Source organism: Mesorhizobium sp. M0768 (assembly GCF_040320195.1).
Taxonomy (GTDB): domain Bacteria; phylum Pseudomonadota; class Alphaproteobacteria; order Rhizobiales; family Rhizobiaceae; genus Mesorhizobium.
On record NZ_JAMYPD010000036.1, the window covers coordinates 1 to 19,488 of the forward strand.

The following is a 19,488-nucleotide window of genomic DNA, read 5'->3' on the forward strand; positions in this document are numbered from 1 at the left end:
GCGGCCGCAAGGACCGTGCTCAAAGGCCGGACATATGGACGCAAGCGATCGAAAACGACGCAAAACAACCGTTGCAGGCAGGGCGCCGTCCACATATGGATCCCAGGGTCTCCGCGACGGAGCTTCGCTCCTGCTTCGCCCAGGGATGACGAAGGTGAGGGGCCTCGGCCAGCCTTACGGTCTTGCCTCAGCGCGTCAATTGCTGATTCATCCAAGGCGGTTAGCCGCCTTTTCTCCCGACCTGATTCAACGACCTCGCATAACGATCCAAACGAAAGGACCAAGCCATGGCCACGACGAAACTTCTGAGCGATGCCGAGGTGGAAAAAATCCCGGCGGTCAAGGCGGTATTCGACGACATCCGCGCGACGCGCAAATCCGACTTCGTCAACAATTTCTGGCGCGGGCTGGCCAATGATCCGGCGTCGCTGAAGCGGGTCTGGGAACAGCTCAAGGCGGTGATGGTCGCCGACAGCGCCATCGATCCGCTGACCAAGGAGATGATCTACATCGCCGTCTCGACCGCCAATGGCTGCTCCTATTGCGTCCATTCGCATACGGCTGCCGCCCGCGCCAAGGGCATGACCGACGCGCAGCATGGCGAGCTGGTCTCGATCATCGGGCTGGCCGGGCAGACCAACCAGATGGTCACCGCGCTGCAGATCCCGGTGGATCCGCAGTTCGAGGTCAAGTGAGGTGAGGCGCGGCGCGGCGCCTTCCCTTCTCCCCTTGTGGGAGAAGGTGGCCGAGCGAAGCTCGGTCGGATGAGGGGTGCTGGACGGATCGCGGCCTTGGAGACGTAAGTGCTTCAAATCGCTGGGATTTTCTCCGCCGAGTTTCTTCCAGCACCCCTCATCCGTCTCGGCGCTACGCGCCGATCCACCTTCTCCCACAAGGGGAGAAGGGATGCGCGCTACACCGGCCGATATACCTTCTCCGCCGTGTTCCAGAAAATATCGGCCTCGGCGGCCGCGCCGTGTTTCGCCACCGCCTCCCGGTGCGCCCTGATCAGCTCGGCATGGCTGGTCCACAGCTTCTCGATCGGGAAGTTCGAGCCGAACATCAGGTGGCCGCTGCCGAGGATGTCGATGGCGTTGTCGACGATATAGGCGATCAGCGCCGGGTCGTTGTGGTGGACGAAGGTGCCGAGGCCGGACAGCTTTGCATAGAGGTTGGGCGCCGCTGACAGCGTGCGCAGGCCTGCCTTCCAGGCCTCGGTGGTTTCGGGCTCCATGTCGGTCAGCATGCCGGCGTGGGTGAGAATGAAATTGGTCTCGGGGTTCTCGCCGACGAGCGTCAGCCCATCCTTCATCTGGGCGGGGAAAAGCTGCAGGTCGAAGGACAGGCCGTAATGCTTGAGCCGCGCGACATTGGCCCGCACTTTGGGGTCGATGACCTGATCGGCCGAGGCGGCGAAGCGGAAGGCCGACGTTTGGTGCCAGTGCAGCTGCATGCGCACGCCGCGCAGCAGCGGGTATTTGATCAGCCGGTCGATCTGGGAACGCACGTCGTCCACGGTCATGTCGGCATAGCCGACGATGGCGTGCGGCCAGCCGGTTTCTTCCGCGGTCTTCTGCACGAACGCGACCTCGTTCTCGAAATCCTCCTTGGCCCAGTTGGTCTGGACATAGACCGCCTTCTCGACGCCCGAGCCTTGCTGGTCGGCGAGGAATTCCTCGATCGGATAATCGCGGCGGATCGGCTCGTAAGGGCCAAAGATGCGCGGCACCATCGGTCCGACCAGCCAGGGCTGGTCCTCTCGGCGCCAGATGTGGAAATGCGCGTCGATCGCTTTCTGCATCACAAAACCCTTTTCCAGATTGCCGCGGCCGCCGGGGCTGGGCGGGCGAGCGACAGGATGAAATCGGTGAGGCCGGCGATCGAGGAGCCGTCGACCAGATCGTCGAGCACCGGCAGGATGGTGCGAAGTGCTGCCGTGGCCGGCCGAAAACGCGGATCGCCGGCCAATGGCGTCGCCAGCGAAAGCCGAAAGGCGCGGGCGCTCAGCCGGCGTATCGCGGTCTCCAGCTCGGTATGGTCGCCGCGCTCCAGCGCATCCGACAGGATGACGATTGCCGCCCCGCGCGCAAAGGCGGAGAAGCGCGGCACCGATAGAAACGCGAGCAGCGTCGGTCCCATACGGGTGCCGCCGTCCCAGTCGTCGACCTGGGCAGCGGCGCGGGCCAGCGCCTGATTGCGGTCGCGAATGCGCAGCGCCGAGGTGATACGGGTCAGCCGTGTGCCGAAAGTGAAGACCTCCGCCCGGTCGGCGCCTTGCACCGCCGCGTGCGCCAGCTTGAGATAGTCCGATGTGTAGAGCTTCATCGAGCCGGACACGTCGATCAGCATGAGAAGCTTGCGCGGCACTGTCTGCCGCCGGCGCAGCAGCGGCGAGGGGATATCGCCGTCGGCACTGACGATCTCCCTAAGCGAACGGCGCAGATCGAGCTTGCCGCGCGCATGCGTGCGTACGGTGCGGAAGGAGCGGCGCGCGGGCAAAGCGGTGGCGAGCTTGCGGCGGAAGGCGGCAAGCCCGTCGCTGTCGCGATGGAACTCGCGGACGCTCAACTGTTCGCTTGCCGAAGACAGTTCGCCGCCTTCCTCTTGGCGGAGCACTTCGATTTCCTCTTCGCTCGTTGCACCATCGTCCTTGATGGGGGTTTCCTCGTCGGCCTCGCCTTCGACCAGCGCCGCGGCGTCCCCATAGAAATGGCTCCGGAAATGCGCCTCGAATTCGTCGCGGCGGTCGGGCGGCGGCGCCAGCGTGGCGAGGGCGGCCTCGCGGATGTCGGCCATCGAGCGGGGCCCGAGCAGGGTTACGGCCTGCATGAAACCGGAGACCTGTTCGGGCGCCACCGGGAAGCCGTAGCGGCGCAGCAGCCGGCCGAAGCCGAGGAACGGCGTGGTCGCACGGGGCAAACTTTCCGGACGCATCATTCCTTCGCGCCCCCCTCTGTCCTGCCGGACATCTCCCCCTCAAGGGGGGAGATCAGACATCTCGCCGGCTTTCGCCAATCTTCAACGTTGCAGAATTGAGCGGAGCGCCCAAGCTGCCAATCTCCCCCCTTGAGGGGGAGATGTCCGGCAGGACAGAGGGGGGCGCTGTCCCGCCAGCGTCGCGCACTAGCCCTGGGGTATCGCGCTAGCGCGCTTCGATCGTGCATCACGCCAGCGCCTCCTCGACAATCTTGCCGAGCTCCGGCGCGATGCAGGATAGATCCTCCTCGTCTTTGATCAGCACGCCGATGGCGCGGCGGAAGGCTTCCGGCCAGGGGCTGCCGCCCTTTTCGAGGATGGTGGCGGCGTTGGCCCATTCGACCGCCTCGGCGATTCCTGGCGGCTTGGCGAGCGGACGCGCGCGGATGTCGCGCACGGCGGAAGCCACGGCGCGGGCCGTGGCCTCGGCGACGTCGCCGGCGCGCAGCATGATGATCTCGGCCTCGCGAATGGCGTCGGGATAGGTGATCCAGTGATAGACGCAGCGCCGCCGCAGCGCTTCTGCCAGTTCACGGGTGCGGTTCGAGGTCAGGATGACGATCGGCTGCGCCGTCGCGCGAATGGTGCCGCGCTCAGGAATGCTGATCTGGAAATCGGACAGGAACTCCAGCAGCAGCGCTTCGAATTCATGGTCGGAACGGTCGATTTCGTCGACCAGCAGCACGCGCTTTTCCGGCGCCTTCAGCACCTGCAGCAGCGGCCGCGCGATCAGGAAACGGTCGTCATAGATGTCGACCTCGTGCTCGCCGGCATGGCGGATGGCGAGCAGCTGGCGCTGGTAGTTCCACTCGTATAGCGCATGTGCGGCGTCGATGCCTTCATAGCATTGCAGCCGCACCAGATCGCGCCCGAGCAGTTCGGCGATCGCCTTCGCCGCTTCGGTCTTGCCGACGCCGGGCGCGCCTTCGAGCAGCAGCGGCTTACCCAGCCTGATCGCCAGGAAGATTGCGGTGGCCAGGCTTTCATCTGCGAGATAGCGCGAGGCGGCGAGCCGGGACGCCACCGCCTCCGGCGAGGTCGCGACTGTCTCTGCGCTTGAAGTCCGGGCGCTTCTCTTGGGCATTTCCAGCACTCAGTTCGATGCTTGCGCCTTTAGCGCCCGCAGGATGCGCTCCGGCGTGATCGGCAGCGTGTCGATGCGCACACCGACGGCGTCGAAGACGGCATTGGCGACCGCCGGGATTTGCGGGTTGGCGCACATTTCGCCCGGCCCTTTGGCGCCATACGGCCCGTCCGCCGAGGGCCTCTCCAGCACGATGATATCGGTTTGCGCGAGATCGCCCGGTCCCGGCATCAGATACTGATTGAAATCGGTGCCGCCGTGATCACGGTTGGGATAATAGGGTTCGGTCGTCTCGTAGAGAGCATGGCTGATGCCCATCCACGAACCGCCGACGAGCTGCTGCTCGACCATTTTCGGGTTCAGCGCGCGGCCGATCTCGAAGACGTTTTTCACGGTCAGCACGGTGATTTCGCCGGTCTCGTCGTCGACTTCGACCTCGGCAACCGTGCAGGCGTGCGCGTAACAGGTCGACGGCTTCATCGCGCCGGTTTCCTTTTCCGGATAGGAGCGCGGGATCAAAAACATGCCGCGGCCGGAAATCGAGCGGCCGCGCTTGAAATGCGCCGACAGCGCGACATCGAAGATCGAGATCGATTTCTGCGGCGCGCCCTTGACCAGGATGTTGCCCTGGCCGTCGGTTTCGAGGTCGGAGGCATTGACTTCCAGCTCCTCGGCTGCCACTTCCAGCATCACCTGGCGGGCTTCCCTGGCCGCCTGGATGACGGCGTTGCCGGCCCGGTGTGTGCCGCGCGAGGCGAAGGTGCCCATGCAGTGCGGGCCGGTGTCGGTGTCGGCGGTGTCGACGACGACACGGTCGGTCGGCACGCCGATCGTCTCGGCGCAGATCTGCGCCATGATCTGCTTCATGCCCTGGCCGAGATCGACGCTCGACAGCGTCACCATGAAATTGCCGGTCGGCGTCGAATGCACCAGCGCCTGGGTCGGGTCGCCGCCGAGATTCATGCCGGTCGGATAATTGATCGCGGCGACGCCGCGTCCGCGCCTGATCGCCATCTCAAGCTCCCTTCGCGTAAGACGACATCGCCATGAATTTTTCCGCTACCGGCCAGTTGGCGGCGCGCGAGGCTTCCTGCATGCACTCGATCAGCGCAGCACCCTCGGTCGGCTGCCGATGTGCTTTCATGTCGCCATCGCGATAGGCGTTGATGAAACGGAATTCGAGCGGGTCCATGCCGATCAGCCGGGCGAGCTTGTCCATCTGTACCTCTAGCGCGAAATCGCCAATGGTGACGCCGAAGCCACGCATCGCCGAGGACGGGGTGCGGTTGGTGTAGACGCAGTAGGTGTCGATCCAGACATTCGGGATCGTATACGGGCCGGGATAATGCCCGGCGCCCTTCTGCGCGCCGTAGGGCGAATGGCGCGAATAGGCGCCGGCGTCGGTGTAGCCGGTCACTTTGCGCGCGACGATGCGGCCGTCGTTCATGACGCCGTCCTTGATGACGACTTTCTCGGCGGCGCGCGGCGAGGAAATCTGCATCTCTTCCTCGCGGCTGTAGATAAAACAGACCGGTCGTCCTGTTATTTTGGCGCCAAGGATGGCGATCGGCTCGACGATGACGTCGACCTTGCCGCCAAAGCCGCCGCCGACAGTGCCGCCGACGAAATGCAGCTTGTTGCCGGGCATCTGCAGGATGATCGAGGCGTTATCGAGAGTGAAGAACATCGCCTGCGTGTTGGTGTAGCAGGTGAAGCGGTCGTTGCCCTCCGGCGCGACGATGCAGCCGGTCGTTTCGGTCGGCGCATGCTCGATCGGTGAAGACTGGTAGGTCTGTTCGAGCACGTGGTCGGCTCCTGTAAAGCCTGCCTCGACATCGCCGAAGCGCACCTTGCGGCATTCGCCGCTGTCGTAGAGGTAATAATTCCGGCCGTGATATTCGTTGACGATCGGAGCGCCGGGCTTCAGCGCTTCGTCCATGTCGAAGACGGCCGGCAGCACCTCGTAATCGACCTTGACCTTGGCGGCGGCTTCCTGCGCAGCGCGCTCGGTCTCGGCCAGCACCGCCACCACGGCCTCGCCCTTCCAGCGCACCTTGCCGTCGGCCAGCACCGTCTCGTCCTCCGGCCCGATCTGGATCAGGATCAGGATGGTGTAGACATTGTGCGGCACATCCTTGGCGGTCAGCACCTTGACGACGCCGGGGTGCTTTTCCGCCTCTGACGTATCGATGCTGCGGATGCGGGCGTGATGATGCGGGCTGCGCACCATCTTCAGGTGCAGCATGCCGGGAAAATTGCGGTCGGCGAAATAGGCGGTCTTGCCGGTGACATGGCCGGGTGAATCCGAACGCGGCCGCGGCTGGCCGATCTCGTGCAGATCGTCCTTGCGCTGGTCGGCGAAATAGCTCTTGCGGAGTTCCATTTTCTTAACTCCCCTCAAGCCGCGTTCTGCGAATTGGAGCGCGCGGCGGTCAGAACTGCCTGGATGATCGGCTCGTAACCGGTGCAGCGGCAGATATTGCCGGACAGTGCCTCGACCACATCCTCGCGGCTGGGGTTCGGAGTTTGGTCGAGCAGCACCTTGGCGGCCATGATCATGCCCGGCGTGCAGAAACCGCATTGGGTCGCGAAGGCGTCGAGGAAAGCGCGTTGCAGCGGATGCAGCACGCCGCCTTCCGCCAGTCCCGAGGTGGTGGTGACGGTTGCACCGTTGCAGGTCTCGGCCAGCGTCAGGCAGGACAGCCTGAGCTCGCCGTCGATGATGACCGAGCACGCGCCGCAGGTGCCTTGGTGGCAGCCGCCCTTCGGCGAGGTGTCGCCGATCTTGTCGCGCAGCGCATGAAGCAGCGTCGTGCCGCTGTCGATGAATTCGGCCTTTTCGGCACCATTGAGCGTGAACTGAACCGGGACCTTTGCCATCTTTTTACTCCTTGCGCCGCAGCCAGGCGGACATACGCGCCACGGTCTTTCAGGCGAGCAGCAGCCGGCCGAGATGGACCGGCAGGACTTCGTTGCGATACCAGGCACTGGCGATCGGATCGGTTCGCGGCGAAGTGCCGTCGCGGGCAACAGCCAGTGCCGGTGCGATGCCCTCGCTCGTGAGTTCCCGGCCAATCAGGGCCTTCTCCGCCGCCCTGGCACGGATCGGCCGGTCGGCCATGCAGCCGAACGCGATCCGCGCTGACGACACGGTGCCGTCCGGTGCGTGGTCCAGCACGGTGGCGATGCTCAGCACCGAGACGCCCTTTGGCTTGACCCGCGACACTTTCAGGAAGCGAAAGCCGCCTTCCTTCGGAAGCGTGAAGCCGACCGCGGTGACGATGGCGTCATTGCTCTCGCGCTTTGTCAGGAATGTCTCAATCGGCAGCTCGCCGTCACCGGTGCTGACGGTTGCGTCCAAGGCCAGCAGTGCAACGGTGAAATCGCCGTAAGGCGCTGGCGCGAAGAGATTGCCGCCGACCGTTGCCATGTTGCGGATCGCCGGGCCGCCGACGGCGCGCGCGGCGTGGGCCAGCGGGGCGAGATCCGGATGGCGGGCGATCGCCGCCATGGTCACCGAAGCGCCGATGCGGACCTCGCCGCCGGAAATGTGGATGACCGACAGCGCCGGTTCGGTCGACCTGACGAAACCGGAGATCGACACGTCGCCTTCATTGGCGGCGCGCACCACCAACGTGCCGCCACCGAGGTAGCGGGTGCCGGCGGCTTTCAGCGCCGCGCTGGCATCCTTCACCGTCGCGAAACTCTGCAGTGCAAGCGCCATGGAACGCTCCCTTTACGCCTGGCTCTGGCCGGCAAAATGGGCCTTCAGGGCGTTGAACCCGCCTTGGAAGACGTTGGCGCCCATGCCTTCGGCCAATTTATCGGCTTCCTCGGGAACGGCGTCGAAGCTGGGGGTCCATTCGGCATAGGTGCGGTCGCCGTCGGTCACCCGCCGCAACTGCAACGTCGCCTTGTGGTTGGTGAGCGGCTGCGGCGTCTCCAGGATGGCGTAGCTGACGAGGAAGTTCTCGTCGGAGAAATCGAGCAGCTTTTCGCGCAGGCGGGCGCCGCTGGCGAGCTGGAAATTGCGCACGCAGCCGATCGTGCCGGCATCCTTGCCGTCCTCGATATGGCTTTCGACCATGCGCGGGTGCCAGGTCGGCAGGCCGTTGAAGTCGCGTATGCGCGCCCAGACCTTTTCGACCGGTGCGTCGATGACGCTGGAGATGGTGACTTTCGCCATATGATCGTTCCCTTGCAAATCAGCTGCTTGGGAGGGTAGGGCGGCAGGCTCGGCAGCGCTTATCAATGCGTCTTGAACGCCTATCAAATAGTCTGAAAAAACGGGCGCTCAGCTGATCGCCCGCGCCGCCTCGCGGTAAAGCGTCGGCGGGACGCCGACATGGTCGCGGAAGAAGCGCGAGAAATTGCCTTGCGTGGTGAAGCCGAGATTGCAGGCGACCGAGATCAGCGGCTCCTGCGACCACTGTAACTGCCGCACCGCTTCCTCCATGCGCAGCGTGTTCCAATAGACGTTGGGCGTCAGATTGGTCTGTTCCTTGAACAGGGCGAAAAAATGCGGCCGCGACAGGCCGACGCTGCGCGCCACGTCGTCGAAGCAGATGCGCTCGCAGACATTGGCTTTCATCAGCTGGATCGCCTTGCGGACGCGGAAGTCCTGCATGGTGCTGACGCGGGTGCGCACGGTCTGCGGTGCGGACGCGTCGGCGGCATCGAGCACGCTGTCGATGAAGCGCTCGATCTCGTAATTGGCGATGTCGTCGATGCTCTCATTGTCGCTGAGATGATCGAGAAGGTTGGCCGCTGCCTTGTGCAGCCAAGGCTCGAGCGTGATTGCCGGGGCGGAGAACAGCGGCGCGGAGGAAGGCAGCTCGCGGCGCCTTCGAGCCCAGTCCGGATCGATGTAAAAGGCGAGGAACAGGCCGGGCGTGCCGTCGCGGGACAGAGCGTGGCTGTGCGGCTGGTAGGAATTGATGCCGGCGGCGGTGCCCGGTCCAAGCCGCACCGTCTCGCGGCCGATGGTCATCTCGCCGGCGGTGCCTTCCAGCCAGATGATGATATGCGCCTCGACGTGGGCATGGGTGACGAAGTCGCTGGCGACGTTCAGGACAGAAACATGTCCGAACCGGCCCCAGTAGAGCCTGATCGCTTCCGTCATGGGTATATCCTCCCGCAGGCGACTGGCCTCCCTTCGCCTGCTGCGAGCGATTGTGCGGCGCAGTTCGGGCTTGCGTCAAGACGGATGTGCACGTCCGGGCGCCGGCCATGCGCCGCACCGCGGATTTTCAGACCCGGCGATAGGAGCGCGTCCCCTTCTCCCCCTGTGGGAGAAGGTGGATCGGCGCGCTAGCGCCGAGACGGTTGAGGGGTGTTGGAAGAAATGAGGCGATGCCAAACTGGAGCCCCCCTCATCCGTCGCCTTCGGCGACACCTTCTCCCACAAGGGGAGAAGGGGGAGGCTGCGCTTGAACGTCAGTCGTTGCGCCTGAAATTGCGGATGCGGTCGAACAGCACGGCGAGCAGGATGGCGCCGCCGATGAACACGCCTTGCCAGAAGGCATTGATGCCGAGCAGGCCGAGGCTGTTGCGGATGACCTCGATCAGCGCCGCACCGACGACCGCGCCGAAGGCTGTGCCCATGCCGCCGGCCAGGTTGGCGCCGCCGATGACGGTGGCGGCGATCACCTGAAGCTCCATGCCGTTGCCGAGATTGGTGGTGACCGCGCCCAGCCAGCCGGTCTGGATGATGCCGGCAAGGCCAGCCGCCAATGCCGAGATCATGTAGACGACGACCTTGATCTGGCGCACCGGAACGCCGGTCAGCGTTGCCGCATGCTCGTTGCCGCCGATGGCGAAGATGTGCCGGCCGAATTTCGTCCAGCGCAGCACAAAGCCGGTGATCAACGCCAGCACGATCATGTAGAGCACCGGATTGGCGATGCCGAACACCCAGGCGCCGCCGCCCAGCGCCAGCAGCTTGTCGTGATCCGGCCCGAACTGGAAGACGACGGTGTTGTTGGAGGCGACCATGGCTAGGCTGCGCGCAATCGACAGCATGCCGAGCGTCACCACGAAAGGCGGAAAGCCGAGATAGGCGATCAGAACCCCGTTGAAGGCGCCGATGATCAGCGCTGTGGCAATCGCAGCGGCAATGCCGATCTCGATGCCGTAGCCGGCATGCATGGTCACGGCCAGCACCATCGAGCACAGGCAAAGCACCGAGCCGACCGACAGGTCGATACCGCCGGTGATGATGACGAAGGTCATGCCGAGCGCCACGATGGCGACGAAGGTGATGTTGCGGGTGATGTTGTAGAGGTTCTTGGTCGTGGCAAAGGAATCCGTGGCCACCGACAGGAACAGGCAGGCGAGGATGACCGCGATCACCACCCAGAAGGTCTGGCTGGCAAACACCTTGCTCAGCAAGGTGTGCTGCTTGTGCGCGATCGTCTGATCAAGGGTGACTGCCATTATCGACCTTTTTTACTCATGGTTGAGGCGTCAATCATACCTGTTCGATGGCGCCGGTGATGAGCCCGGTGACTTCTTCCGGCGAACTCGATGCGATCGTCTTGTCGGCGACCTTGCGGCCGCGCCGCATGACGATGACGCGGTCGGCGACGTCAAAGACGTCGGGCATGCGGTGGCTGATCAGCACGACGGCGATGCCCTGGTCGCGCAAATGGCGGATCAGGTTCAGCACCTCGGCGACCTGGCGCACCGAGATCGCCGCCGTCGGCTCGTCCATCAGCACGATCTTGGCCTGCGAAAGCATGGTGCGGGCGATCGCCACCGCTTGCCGCTGGCCGCCCGACATTTGTTTGACCAGGTCGCGCGGGCGCGTTTCGGATTTCAGCTCGGCGAAGATCTGGCCGGCGCGCTTGTACATCGCGGCATAGTCGAGGATGCGAAGCGGCCCGAGGCCGCGGCGCAATTCACGGCCGAGATAGACGTTGGCGGCGGCCGTCAGATTGTTGCACAGTGCCAGGTCCTGATGGACGATTTCGATGCCGTGCTGGCGCGCCTCGACCGGCTTGTGCAGGATCAGCTCCTTGCCGTCCATCTGCATCGTGCCATGGCTCGGCGGGAAATTGCCGGCGATCATCTTGACCAGCGTCGACTTGCCGGCGCCGTTGTCGCCCATCAGGCCGACAACCTGTCCGGCCTCGATCGACAACGAAACGTCGTTGACCGCCTGGATGGCGCCAAAATGCTTCGAGATGTTGGTGAGTTCGAGAACCGCCACCAGCCTTCTTGCCTCCCCGTGCTTTGCGGCCTGCGGTTCTGCCGCGGCCATTCGCTCTCCCCAGTTCCTCCCGGAAGCAGCGATTTTGCCCATTTACGCATAAGCCTCCTTGGCGTCAACCACGGCTTCTTTCGAAAAATCAGTTTTGTAGGACAAATAGCATTGACGTCGGTGACAAGGCGATATTAGCTAAGTGTCGGAGGAGCTTGCGCCGAGCCACCGGGTTGCCGGAAGGAATCGGTGAGGGTTTGTCGGTCAGGGATCTGGCAACCAGCGATATCTGTCGGTGCCGGTCTGAGACTGAATATGAAAATGCTTATCGACCTGGCTTGGCGACACGAGTGCGACGTCCTCTGCCATCTTGCTCCGGGTCGATCTGTGTGTGGCGGGCACGCCGTGTCCGTTTGTTTCAAAGGGAGGACTGACATGAGGAAATCACTATTGCTCGCTGCCGCCGCCGTCATGGCGCTGGGTGCCGGGCCGGCCATGGCCAAGAAACAGCTCGTCATCGTCGTGAAGGGTCTCGACAATCCATTCTTCGAGGCCATCCACCAGGGTTGCGAGAAATGGAACAAGGAAAACGCCAGCTCGGAATATGAGTGCTTCTACACCGGACCGGCATCGACCTCGGATGAGGCCGGTGAAGCCCAGATCGTCCAGGACATGCTGAGCAAGCCCGACACGGTGGCGATGGCGATTTCGCCGTCGAACGCGCCGCTGATCGCGCAGACGATCAAAAGCGCCAATCCGTCGATCCCGATCATGACCCTCGACGCCGACCTCAGCAAGGAAGATGCGGCGCTGCGCAAGACCTATCTCGGCACCGACAATTACCTGATGGGTCACAAGATCGGCGAATACATCAAGAAGGCCAAGCCGAATGGCGGCAAAATCTGCACCATCGAAGGCAATCCGGCCGCCGACAACATCCTGCGCCGCGCGCAGGGCATGCGTGACGCGCTGTCGGGCAAGGACGGCCTCGCGGCGCTGGCGGGCGAAGGCGGCTGGACGGAAGTTGCCGGCTGCCCGGTGTTCACCAATGACGACGGCGCCAAGGGCGTGCAGGCGATGACCGACATCCTCGCCGCCAATCCCGATCTCGACGCCTTCGGCATCATGGGCGGCTGGCCGCTGTTCGGCGCTCCGCAGCCCTACCGCGACCTGTTCAAGCCGATGGCCGACAAGATCGCCAGCAACGCCTTCGTCATCGGCGCCGCCGACACGATCGGCGACGAGGTGGCGATTGCCCGTGACGGACTGGTGACCGCGCTGGTTGGCCAGCGGCCGTTCGAGATGGGCTACAAGGCGCCCTCGGTGATGATCGACCTGGTCGACGGCAAGCCGGTCGCCGATCCGGTGTTCACCGGCCTCGACGAATGCACCAAGGACACGGTCGACACCTGCATCCAGAAGTAGGTCGGCAATTTCGGGGCGCCCTTCGACGGGCGCCCCGTTCGCACTGTCCATACAAAACGCACGAGGCGACGCTGCTTTGGAGCGTAGGCCGCTGCTTTGTCGTGCCCTGAATTCAGGCTTTCGACAAGAAGCTGCCGGGGAATACGAATGCCGGACGCGACATCAAAAAAGCGACCCGCCAAATTGAAGGCAGAGCCTGGGCGGCCGGCCGGCGTTCGGCGCGCCGACGCCGCACACTTTCCGGGCTCGAGTGTGCACGCCTCGCTCGCCAACGAAATCGGGCTGAGGATCGTGCGCGGCGACTATCCGCCGGGAACCATCCTGCCCAACGAAGCCAAATGGTCGGAGACCTTCGACGTCAGCCGCTCGGCGGTGCGCGAGGCGATCAAGATGCTGATGGCCAAGAGCCTTTTGGCGTCACGCCCGAAGATCGGCAGCTGGGTCGAGCCGAAGGAACGCTGGAACCTGCTCGATCGCGACGTGCTGGCCTGGTACGCGACCTCGCCGGACCGCGAGGTGTTCCTCAGAACCGTGCAGGAATTCCGCCACATCATCGAGCCGGAGGCAAGCGCCTTTGCCGCCATGCGGCGCACCGACGAGCAGATGGCCGAGATCAGCCAGGCCTGCCGCGAGATGGGTGAGGCGACCAACCTGCAGGAGCGGACGCGCGCCGACACGCGGTTCCACCTCGCCATCCTGCGCGCCTCGGGCAACGATCTGCTGGTGCCGCTCGGCGTGCTGATTGAATCGGCGCTCGACCATTTGTTCCAGTTCGTCACCCGCGAGACCAGCGATCAGCGGCGGGCGCAGGCACTGCACGAGGCGATCGAGAAGAATATCCGCCTGCAGCGGCCCGCTGCAGCCCGTGCCGCGGTGCACAGGCTTCTCGCCAACACCGACGACGTTATCGGCCGGTCGCGGCGGTGATGGTTGCACAGGGCGGCGTTGCTCAGAACGATTGCAAAACTCGCATTCCTTCGCGCCCCCTCTGTCCTGCCGGACATCTCGCCCACGAGGGGGCCATCGCAGATAGCAAGCCGAGGCTTTCGCTCTACGACGTACCCCCACCCCTAACCCCTCCCCACAAGGGGGAGGGAGACTTCCGTTGGCGCTGACCTCGGCAAATTGCCTGCCTTTCGGCGCCAAAAGGGGAAGTGAGGGCGCGCGGCAGCGTTCCCTCCCCCTTGTGGGGAGGGTTAGGGTGGGGGTCCATCTTCGTAAGAATCCAAATGCGATTGCCCAGCGCAATAGAGGGGGGAGATTGGATGCCACTTCGGCTTTCGCCAATCACCAACCTTAGGGCCAAGCAATGAGGGGCGGCGACCTCGGGTGGGACAGGAATTCGGACTTTTTTGCCTTCGCAGCTATTTTGTTCTTGCTTTGTGCCGGCAGCTATGCTACTAATTTGCGTATGGTGCCAATTGGCTCCAACGACCCGCCCGCCGAGGCGGTTTTTTTGTTTTTGGCTTCCTCCGATCGGAAGTGCGCGTGCTTTGGTGCACAGACTTCTCGCCAATACCGACGTTATCGGCCGGTTTCGGCGCTGATTCGATCGTTTCTCGGCCAACTGCGTGTAAGTCGGGTCAACCAGCAACCAAGGTCGATCATTCCCGTTAGTCGCAAATCGCAAATTTAGAGATTAGTCTAGCCGAAACCCTCCCTTCGTCATCCCAGGGCGGAGCAGGAGCGAAGCGGAGCGCAGACCCTGGGATGACGAAGGTGTGGTGTCATATGCTAATCGCCAGCGTCGGAGATTGGCGGATGTAGCTGGTCGGCAGCGAACGTTTGCAGTTGCGACACTCCCAGGCGTTAACCCAACGTTCTCAGATCGCCTGCTTTTTGCCATCCCTGGTCGGCATCAGGTCGACGCCGTTGACCTTGCCGATGTGCGTCGCCAGCATCGGCACGTACTGATCGGCGGGGCCGGTGGCGAAGGCGCCGGCGAAGGCGTTCTTGGTGGCGTTGCCGAGCGGGTTGGCGATGCCGGCAGCACCCGCCATCGATTCGAGATAGGTGAGATCCTTGAAGGCGTTGGCGATGGTGAATTTGTGCGCGTCGCGGTCGCCTTCCAGCGTCCAGCGCATGAAGGTCTGGTAGAAGCCGCAATCCATGCGGCCGTTGCGGATGACGCTGTCGAAGCGCGGCGGCGAGATGCCGACCTTCTGCGCCAGCGCCAGCGCCTCGGAATAGATCGCGGCGTAGCCGAGCGAGATGAAATTGTTGAGCAGCTTCATGCGATGGCCGTCGCCGGTGTCGCCGATATGGACGATGCGCCCGGCCCAGGTTTCGAGCACCGGCTTCAGCCGGGCAAAAACCGCATCGGGCGCGCCGACCATGGCGTCGAGCGTGCCTTCCCAAGCCTCCTTCGGGGTGCGGCTGAGCGGGGCATCGACATAATCGACGCCGAGCCCCTTGAGTTCGGCGGCCAGCGCCACCGTCGAGACAGGATCCGATGTCGAGCAATCGACGACAACCGATCCCGGCTTCAGGCCTTCCTTGAGACCGCCTGGGCCGCGGATGATGGCTTCGACCTCGCGCGAGCCGGTGACGCAGATGAAGACAACCGTCGATGCCGCCGCGACGTCGCGCGAGGTCTCCGCTTCCCTGGCGCCGCGGCCGAGCAGGTCTTCCGCCGGCGCGCGGTTCTTGCGGCCGAGAAACGTCAGCGGATAGCCCTTGTCGACGATGTTCTTCGCGATCCCGTGCCCCATCAGGCCAAGCCCGATGAAGCCGATCTTTTCGCTCGCGGCGGTAGTGTTCATGTCATTTCGTCCTATTTGCAATGATGGATGACGGCGCTGCAGCTTGCCGGCGAATTGTTGAAGCGGGTTTTTGCCGCTCGCCGTGGCAGGCGATTGCAGAGTTCGATATTGTCTGACAATACACATGAATCTTAGGGAATGTGGAGAGCAAAATGACGAAGCGGATCATGTTCACCGGCGGCAGCGGCAAGGCTGGGCGCCACGTCGTGCAGTATCTGGTCGAGCAGGGCTGCCAGGTGCTCAACATCGACACCAAGCCGCTCGACAATCCCAAGGTGCGCACGCTGATCACCGACATCACCGACAGCGGGCAGGTGTTCAATGCGCTGTCGAGCTATATCGGCCTGCATGAATTCGACCCGTCGCTGCGTACGCAGCCGGTGGATGCCGTGGTGCATTTCGCGGCGATCCCGCGCATCATGATCACGCCCGACAATGAGGTGTTCCGCATCAACGCGCTCGGCACCTATAACGTCATCGAGGCCGCGGTGAAGCTCGGCATCCGCAAGGTGGTGATCGCCTCCAGCGAAACGACCTACGGCCTGGTCTTCGCCAACGAACCGCGCAACCCGACGCATTTTCCGCTCGACGAGGCGTACGACGTCGACCCGATGGACAGCTACGCGCTGTCCAAGGTCGTCAACGAGAAGACGGCGCGCGCCTTTGCGCTGCGCAGCGGCTTCGACATCTACGCCTTGCGCATCGGCAACGTCATCGAGCCGCATGAATATTCGCTGTTTCCGAAATGGTTCGCCGATCCGGGTTTCCGCAAACGGATTGCCTGGAGCTATATCGACGCGCGCGACCTCGGGCAGATCACGCTGCGCGCCATCGAAAAGGACGGGCTCGGTTATCAGGTGTTCAACGCCGCCAACGACGACACCTCGTCCGATCTGCCGACAGCCGAACTGCTGAAGCGGTTTTATCCCGATGTGCCGGTCAAGGGTGAACTTGGCGAATACGAGACGCTGCTCTCCAACCGCAAGGCGCGGGATGTGCTCGGCTTCCGGCCGGAACACAGCTGGCGGAAATATGTCAAGACGAGCTGACGGAGGCAGCTGACGCGGAGCCGGCACTGGGCCAGCCCCGATTTTTCGTCATGAGGCTAGGCTCACGCGTTTGCCGCGCGGCAATCGAGCTACTTGTCTTTCCAGAATTCGGCCTGCAGTTGCGCCGCTTCATCGGCAAGCAGCGGGCCGACGACTTCAGTCGGACGCTGCCCGGCTTCGAAGACGATTCTGCAGGGCAGGTCGAGCGTGGGATTCTCGATGTGTGCGCCCGTCACCCGCTTGAGGTCGTGTTCGCTCTGCCCAAAGACGACCCGTCCAATGCCCGCCCAATAGATTGTCCCGGAGCACATCGCGCAAGGTTCGGCCGACGTGTAGAGCGTGCAGGAGGCGAGCTTTTCGAGATTGACATTCATCCCCGCCCATGAGGCCAGCAGCCTTTCGGCATGAGCGGTGCGGTCGCCCCCGCCAGCTTTGTAAGCGTTGGGTTGCTCGCGCAACACATTGCCGTCCTTGTCGGCGAGGAGCGAACCAAAGGGATGTTCGCCGGCATCGCGGGCCTTGCGCGCGACTTCGAACGCCTGACGGAGCAGGCGCTCATCATAGGGGTGTTGTGGCATCGGCAGATCCTCCGGCAGCTGCAGCGGGGTCTTTGCCGTCGTCAATCACTTCGTCGGCTTCCTCGCCTGTCGCAATGCGCATGACATGGACTGCGTTGCCGATCACATCGGCGGGGCGCTTCTGGCCTCTAGGACCGGTTGGCATAGGCTGGCTTCCCAAGTGTCCGGGCATCATTCATGCAGTCGGCCTTTATAGCCTCATAGTCCGGGCCCTGCCGTTCAACCGAGCGTCCGTCATAATGGCGACCGCTAAATCGGTACACGCCAGCTGAGACCTCGCCAGAGGTAAACGTCCAACCTTCCAATGCGTCTTGATTGTGATCGCTCACGATTGCTCCCATGCTTTCCGGTAAGCATACAGGAGCTCAGCCCGATATGGAAAATGCATATTGCATTCCGTCAAATTTCAACTGAGACATACCGGCCGCTGGCGTCACTGGCAAGCTTTGGGAAATCAGTGATATCGTCGCGCTGATCCAAGCCAAAGAGGCAGAGGAGCCTATGGTTCGCGGCCAAAAAGCAGGGAGTGAGGACATTTGAAGTACGAGTGGGCGGACAATCCTCACTTGTTTATTCCAATAACAGCATGTGTCGTTGTCTTGGCCCTGAGTTTCGCAGCCATGTTCGTCGCACTCCTAAGCATAATTCTGCGCACCGATTTCTATGGGTCAATCGATGAGCAGAACCTTCCATGGAGCGAACGACTGGGGAAGCGAGACGCAAGGCTTCGTGCTGGATTTTGGTCAGCGCGCTTCCTGATGCCGCGCCGGGTGATTGCATATGGTGCTGTTGTGTTCTTCTGCAGCTTCGGTGCGGTCGAGCTTATTTTAACCGTCTTCGGCCATCCGTCTTGATCGAATTTTCAAACTGACCCACTACCACCAGGCTCAAGCCTCGTTGCGACTGGGGCGTTGAGCCAGCCAGATGCTGCCGATGACGAAAACGACGCCGGCGATCTGAGGCAAGGTCAGCGTCTGATCCAGGAATACCCATCCAAGCAGCACGGCGGTCACCGGGCTGAGGAAAAGCAGCGATGACACCACCGAAGATTCGAGTCGTGCAATGCCCCGGAACCAGAGGACATAGGTCAGCGCCGCACCGATCAGGCCGAGCCACACCAGTCCAAGCAGGTTGGCCGCGGTCGGGAACGGGATGGGTGGTTCGAAAAGCAGGACCACGGGAACGAGAAGGAGACCGCCGGCAGTCAGTTGCCATGCCGTAAAGGCGAGCAGCGATGCTGGCGGCTGCCACTTGCGGCTCAACACGCTTCCGAAGGCCATTGAGGCCGCCCCGGCGAGGCCGGCGGCAACGCCGGCCGCATCGAGCGTCGCGTTCGGGGTCAGCACCAGCAACGCGACACCGGCGATCCCGACAAGGGCGGCGACGATCGCCAACCGGCGGACAGGGCTGGCAAGCAGGGCAGCGGCAAGGAAAATCACAATCAATGGCTGGACCGACAGCACGGTCGCCGCGACCCCGCCCGGAAGCCGGTAGGCGGCGACAAACAACATGCTCAGGAAGATCGAGATGTTGAGGGCTCCGAGGACGAAACTGCGCAGCCACCAGACGCCCGTCGGCAGTTGCCGAACGATCGCCAGCAGCAGCAATCCGGCGGGCAGGGCTCGCAGCATTGCGACCGTCATCGGCGAGAAGTTCGGCAGAAACTGCGTGGTGACGATATAGGTGCTGCCCCATATCGCGGGTGCGATGGCTGTAAGCAGCAGATCGGAACGGTGCGTTTTCATAAGATTTCCAGAACTTCGGCAAGAGGGCGGCGCGGCTTTTGCGGCCAGTTTCCGGGCGCGGCGCGGCCGGCCGCGATGAGCATCACCGGCACTTCATTCCGCGCAAGGCCAAACTCGCGCGCCACGCCGTCGGCATCGAAGCCTGCCATCGGACCGGAGACCAGCCCCAGCGCTTCGGCCGCGAAGATCAGCGTTGCCGCGCCAAGCGTTGCCGAGCGCACCGCTTCGTCGCGGGCCGCTAGAGGATCGGCATATTGGGCGCGGGCGCCCTCCCGCCAGCCCGAAGCCATATCCACCGGCATGAAGCCGGCTTCGACGAAAGGACGCAGCCTGGCATTGAGGGCAGCGTGGTCGGGCAGTACGCCGCAGATTATGAAGGTGACGGCGGCGTCCTGCACCTTGGCCTGGCCATGGGCGAGGCTGCGCAATCGTGCCTTTGTTTCCGGCGTCCGCACCGCGATGAACCGCCAATTCTGAAGGTTGTAGGCGCTTGGCGCGCGCGTTGCGAGACGTGCCAGTTCCTCGATCTCGGCATCCGTCAATTCGTGCGAGGCATCGAACCGATTGGCCGACATGCGGCGCTCGATAAGGAAAATTGCGGGGTTGGTCATCATGTCATTCCGAAACTGAGAAAGTCGTTCGGGAAGCAGATAGAGAATTTACCAAGG

General features: G+C 63.3%; 20 protein-coding genes. 5 read left to right on the top strand and 15 right to left on the bottom strand.

The window, feature by feature from the left end; genetic code table 11:
- The first annotated feature begins 287 nt into the window (after nt 1–287).
- Nucleotides 288–695: a carboxymuconolactone decarboxylase family protein gene (locus NKI08_RS29280; RefSeq protein ID WP_352503856.1), complete on the top strand. Its 408-nt coding sequence runs from the start codon at nt 288–290 to the stop codon at nt 693–695.
- A 218-nt stretch (nt 696–913) separates the two neighbouring features.
- Here the strand turns inward: NKI08_RS29280 and NKI08_RS29285 are convergent, their stop codons facing one another.
- From NKI08_RS29285 to NKI08_RS29335, 11 genes are all read right to left on the bottom strand, one after another.
- A complete protein-coding gene (locus NKI08_RS29285) occupies nt 914–1,801 on the bottom strand; it encodes an amidohydrolase family protein (protein WP_352503855.1) in 888 nt (295 codons plus the stop codon).
- The gene (locus NKI08_RS29290) at nt 1,801–2,937 is read right to left on the bottom strand and encodes a vWA domain-containing protein (RefSeq protein ID WP_352774446.1); all 1,137 of its coding nucleotides are present in this window, start codon (nt 2,935–2,937) and stop codon (nt 1,801–1,803) included. Before NKI08_RS29290 ends, NKI08_RS29285 begins: the two co-directional genes overlap by 1 nt.
- 226 nt (nt 2,938–3,163) lie before the next feature.
- On the bottom strand, nt 3,164–4,060 hold the full coding sequence (locus NKI08_RS29295; RefSeq protein ID WP_352453754.1) for an AAA family ATPase: 897 nt from the start codon (nt 4,058–4,060) through the stop codon (nt 3,164–3,166).
- A 9-nt stretch (nt 4,061–4,069) separates the two neighbouring features.
- On the bottom strand, nt 4,070–5,074 hold the full coding sequence (locus NKI08_RS29300) for a xanthine dehydrogenase family protein molybdopterin-binding subunit (protein ID WP_352453755.1): 1,005 nt from the start codon (nt 5,072–5,074) through the stop codon (nt 4,070–4,072).
- A gap of 1 nt (nt 5,075) precedes the next feature.
- Nucleotides 5,076–6,443: a xanthine dehydrogenase family protein molybdopterin-binding subunit gene (locus NKI08_RS29305; RefSeq protein WP_352774448.1), complete on the bottom strand. Its 1,368-nt coding sequence runs from the start codon at nt 6,441–6,443 to the stop codon at nt 5,076–5,078.
- 14 nt (nt 6,444–6,457) lie between these two features.
- Entirely contained in the window at nt 6,458–6,940 is a 483-nt protein-coding gene (locus tag NKI08_RS29310) for a (2Fe-2S)-binding protein (protein ID WP_352623392.1), read from the bottom strand.
- A 49-nt stretch (nt 6,941–6,989) separates the two neighbouring features.
- Nucleotides 6,990–7,784 (bottom strand): FAD binding domain-containing protein, encoded by a 795-nt coding sequence (locus tag NKI08_RS29315; RefSeq protein ID WP_352774450.1) that lies wholly within the window; start codon nt 7,782–7,784, stop codon nt 6,990–6,992.
- 12 nt (nt 7,785–7,796) lie between these two features.
- Complete coding sequence (locus tag NKI08_RS29320; protein WP_352774452.1) at nt 7,797–8,246, bottom strand: SRPBCC family protein; 450 nt, start codon at nt 8,244–8,246, stop codon at nt 7,797–7,799.
- 108 nt (nt 8,247–8,354) lie between these two features.
- Nucleotides 8,355–9,182 (bottom strand): helix-turn-helix domain-containing protein, encoded by an 828-nt coding sequence (locus tag NKI08_RS29325; protein ID WP_352774454.1) that lies wholly within the window; start codon nt 9,180–9,182, stop codon nt 8,355–8,357.
- Between the two features lie 314 nt (nt 9,183–9,496).
- On the bottom strand, nt 9,497–10,495 hold the full coding sequence (locus tag NKI08_RS29330; protein ID WP_352774456.1) for an ABC transporter permease: 999 nt from the start codon (nt 10,493–10,495) through the stop codon (nt 9,497–9,499).
- Nucleotides 10,496–10,529: 34 nt separating this feature from the next.
- The gene (locus NKI08_RS29335; protein ID WP_023675804.1) at nt 10,530–11,270 is read right to left on the bottom strand and encodes an ATP-binding cassette domain-containing protein; all 741 of its coding nucleotides are present in this window, start codon (nt 11,268–11,270) and stop codon (nt 10,530–10,532) included.
- A 426-nt stretch (nt 11,271–11,696) separates the two neighbouring features.
- Here NKI08_RS29335 and NKI08_RS29340 point away from each other — a divergent pair, with 426 nt between their 5' ends.
- The gene (locus tag NKI08_RS29340; RefSeq protein ID WP_023675805.1) at nt 11,697–12,686 is read left to right on the top strand and encodes a sugar-binding protein; all 990 of its coding nucleotides are present in this window, start codon (nt 11,697–11,699) and stop codon (nt 12,684–12,686) included.
- 147 nt (nt 12,687–12,833) lie between these two features.
- The gene (locus tag NKI08_RS29345; protein WP_352774458.1) at nt 12,834–13,613 is read left to right on the top strand and encodes a FadR/GntR family transcriptional regulator; all 780 of its coding nucleotides are present in this window, start codon (nt 12,834–12,836) and stop codon (nt 13,611–13,613) included.
- An 896-nt stretch (nt 13,614–14,509) separates the two neighbouring features.
- On the opposite strand, the gene NKI08_RS29350 is transcribed toward NKI08_RS29345, so the two are convergent.
- Complete coding sequence (locus NKI08_RS29350) at nt 14,510–15,448, bottom strand: NAD(P)-dependent oxidoreductase (RefSeq protein WP_352774460.1); 939 nt, start codon at nt 15,446–15,448, stop codon at nt 14,510–14,512.
- A 152-nt stretch (nt 15,449–15,600) separates the two neighbouring features.
- Between NKI08_RS29350 and NKI08_RS29355 the strand changes: the two genes are divergently transcribed.
- Nucleotides 15,601–16,497, top strand: coding sequence for an NAD-dependent epimerase/dehydratase family protein (locus NKI08_RS29355; RefSeq protein WP_352774461.1), 897 nt, complete (start codon nt 15,601–15,603; stop codon nt 16,495–16,497).
- 89 nt (nt 16,498–16,586) lie between these two features.
- On the opposite strand, the gene NKI08_RS29360 is transcribed toward NKI08_RS29355, so the two are convergent.
- A complete protein-coding gene (locus tag NKI08_RS29360) occupies nt 16,587–17,075 on the bottom strand; it encodes a nucleoside deaminase (protein WP_352774492.1) in 489 nt (162 codons plus the stop codon).
- Between the two features lie 536 nt (nt 17,076–17,611).
- Between NKI08_RS29360 and NKI08_RS29365 the strand changes: the two genes are divergently transcribed.
- Nucleotides 17,612–17,929 (top strand): hypothetical protein, encoded by a 318-nt coding sequence (locus tag NKI08_RS29365; protein ID WP_352774462.1) that lies wholly within the window; start codon nt 17,612–17,614, stop codon nt 17,927–17,929.
- 33 nt (nt 17,930–17,962) lie between these two features.
- On the opposite strand, the gene NKI08_RS29370 is transcribed toward NKI08_RS29365, so the two are convergent.
- Nucleotides 17,963–18,820 (bottom strand): EamA family transporter, encoded by an 858-nt coding sequence (locus tag NKI08_RS29370; RefSeq protein ID WP_352774464.1) that lies wholly within the window; start codon nt 18,818–18,820, stop codon nt 17,963–17,965.
- Nucleotides 18,817–19,431: a nitroreductase family protein gene (locus NKI08_RS29375; protein WP_352774465.1), complete on the bottom strand. Its 615-nt coding sequence runs from the start codon at nt 19,429–19,431 to the stop codon at nt 18,817–18,819. Before NKI08_RS29375 ends, NKI08_RS29370 begins: the two co-directional genes overlap by 4 nt.
- Nucleotides 19,432–19,488: the final 57 nt, after the last annotated feature.

What these genes read in the sequence shown, in the direction of transcription:
- NKI08_RS29280 (WP_352503856.1), top strand. Translation starts at nt 288, where the DNA reads ATGGCCACGACGAAACTTCTGAGCGATGCCGAGGTGGAAAAAATCCCG.
- NKI08_RS29285 (WP_352503855.1), bottom strand. Translation starts at nt 1,801, where the DNA reads ATGCAGAAAGCGATCGACGCGCATTTCCACATCTGGCGCCGAGAGGAC.
- NKI08_RS29290 (WP_352774446.1), bottom strand. Translation starts at nt 2,937, where the DNA reads ATGATGCGTCCGGAAAGTTTGCCCCGTGCGACCACGCCGTTCCTCGGC.
- NKI08_RS29295 (WP_352453754.1), bottom strand. Translation starts at nt 4,060, where the DNA reads ATGCCCAAGAGAAGCGCCCGGACTTCAAGCGCAGAGACAGTCGCGACC.
- NKI08_RS29300 (WP_352453755.1), bottom strand. Translation starts at nt 5,074, where the DNA reads ATGGCGATCAGGCGCGGACGCGGCGTCGCCGCGATCAATTATCCGACC.
- NKI08_RS29305 (WP_352774448.1), bottom strand. Translation starts at nt 6,443, where the DNA reads ATGGAACTCCGCAAGAGCTATTTCGCCGACCAGCGCAAGGACGATCTG.
- NKI08_RS29310 (WP_352623392.1), bottom strand. Translation starts at nt 6,940, where the DNA reads ATGGCAAAGGTCCCGGTTCAGTTCACGCTCAATGGTGCCGAAAAGGCC.
- NKI08_RS29315 (WP_352774450.1), bottom strand. Translation starts at nt 7,784, where the DNA reads ATGGCGCTTGCACTGCAGAGTTTCGCGACGGTGAAGGATGCCAGCGCG.
- NKI08_RS29320 (WP_352774452.1), bottom strand. Translation starts at nt 8,246, where the DNA reads ATGGCGAAAGTCACCATCTCCAGCGTCATCGACGCACCGGTCGAAAAG.
- NKI08_RS29325 (WP_352774454.1), bottom strand. Translation starts at nt 9,182, where the DNA reads ATGACGGAAGCGATCAGGCTCTACTGGGGCCGGTTCGGACATGTTTCT.
- NKI08_RS29330 (WP_352774456.1), bottom strand. Translation starts at nt 10,495, where the DNA reads ATGGCAGTCACCCTTGATCAGACGATCGCGCACAAGCAGCACACCTTG.
- NKI08_RS29340 (WP_023675805.1), top strand. Translation starts at nt 11,697, where the DNA reads ATGAGGAAATCACTATTGCTCGCTGCCGCCGCCGTCATGGCGCTGGGT.
- NKI08_RS29345 (WP_352774458.1), top strand. Translation starts at nt 12,834, where the DNA reads ATGCCGGACGCGACATCAAAAAAGCGACCCGCCAAATTGAAGGCAGAG.
- NKI08_RS29350 (WP_352774460.1), bottom strand. Translation starts at nt 15,448, where the DNA reads ATGAACACTACCGCCGCGAGCGAAAAGATCGGCTTCATCGGGCTTGGC.
- NKI08_RS29355 (WP_352774461.1), top strand. Translation starts at nt 15,601, where the DNA reads ATGACGAAGCGGATCATGTTCACCGGCGGCAGCGGCAAGGCTGGGCGC.
- NKI08_RS29360 (WP_352774492.1), bottom strand. Translation starts at nt 17,075, where the DNA reads ATGCCACAACACCCCTATGATGAGCGCCTGCTCCGTCAGGCGTTCGAA.
- NKI08_RS29370 (WP_352774464.1), bottom strand. Translation starts at nt 18,820, where the DNA reads ATGAAAACGCACCGTTCCGATCTGCTGCTTACAGCCATCGCACCCGCG.
- NKI08_RS29375 (WP_352774465.1), bottom strand. Translation starts at nt 19,431, where the DNA reads ATGACCAACCCCGCAATTTTCCTTATCGAGCGCCGCATGTCGGCCAAT.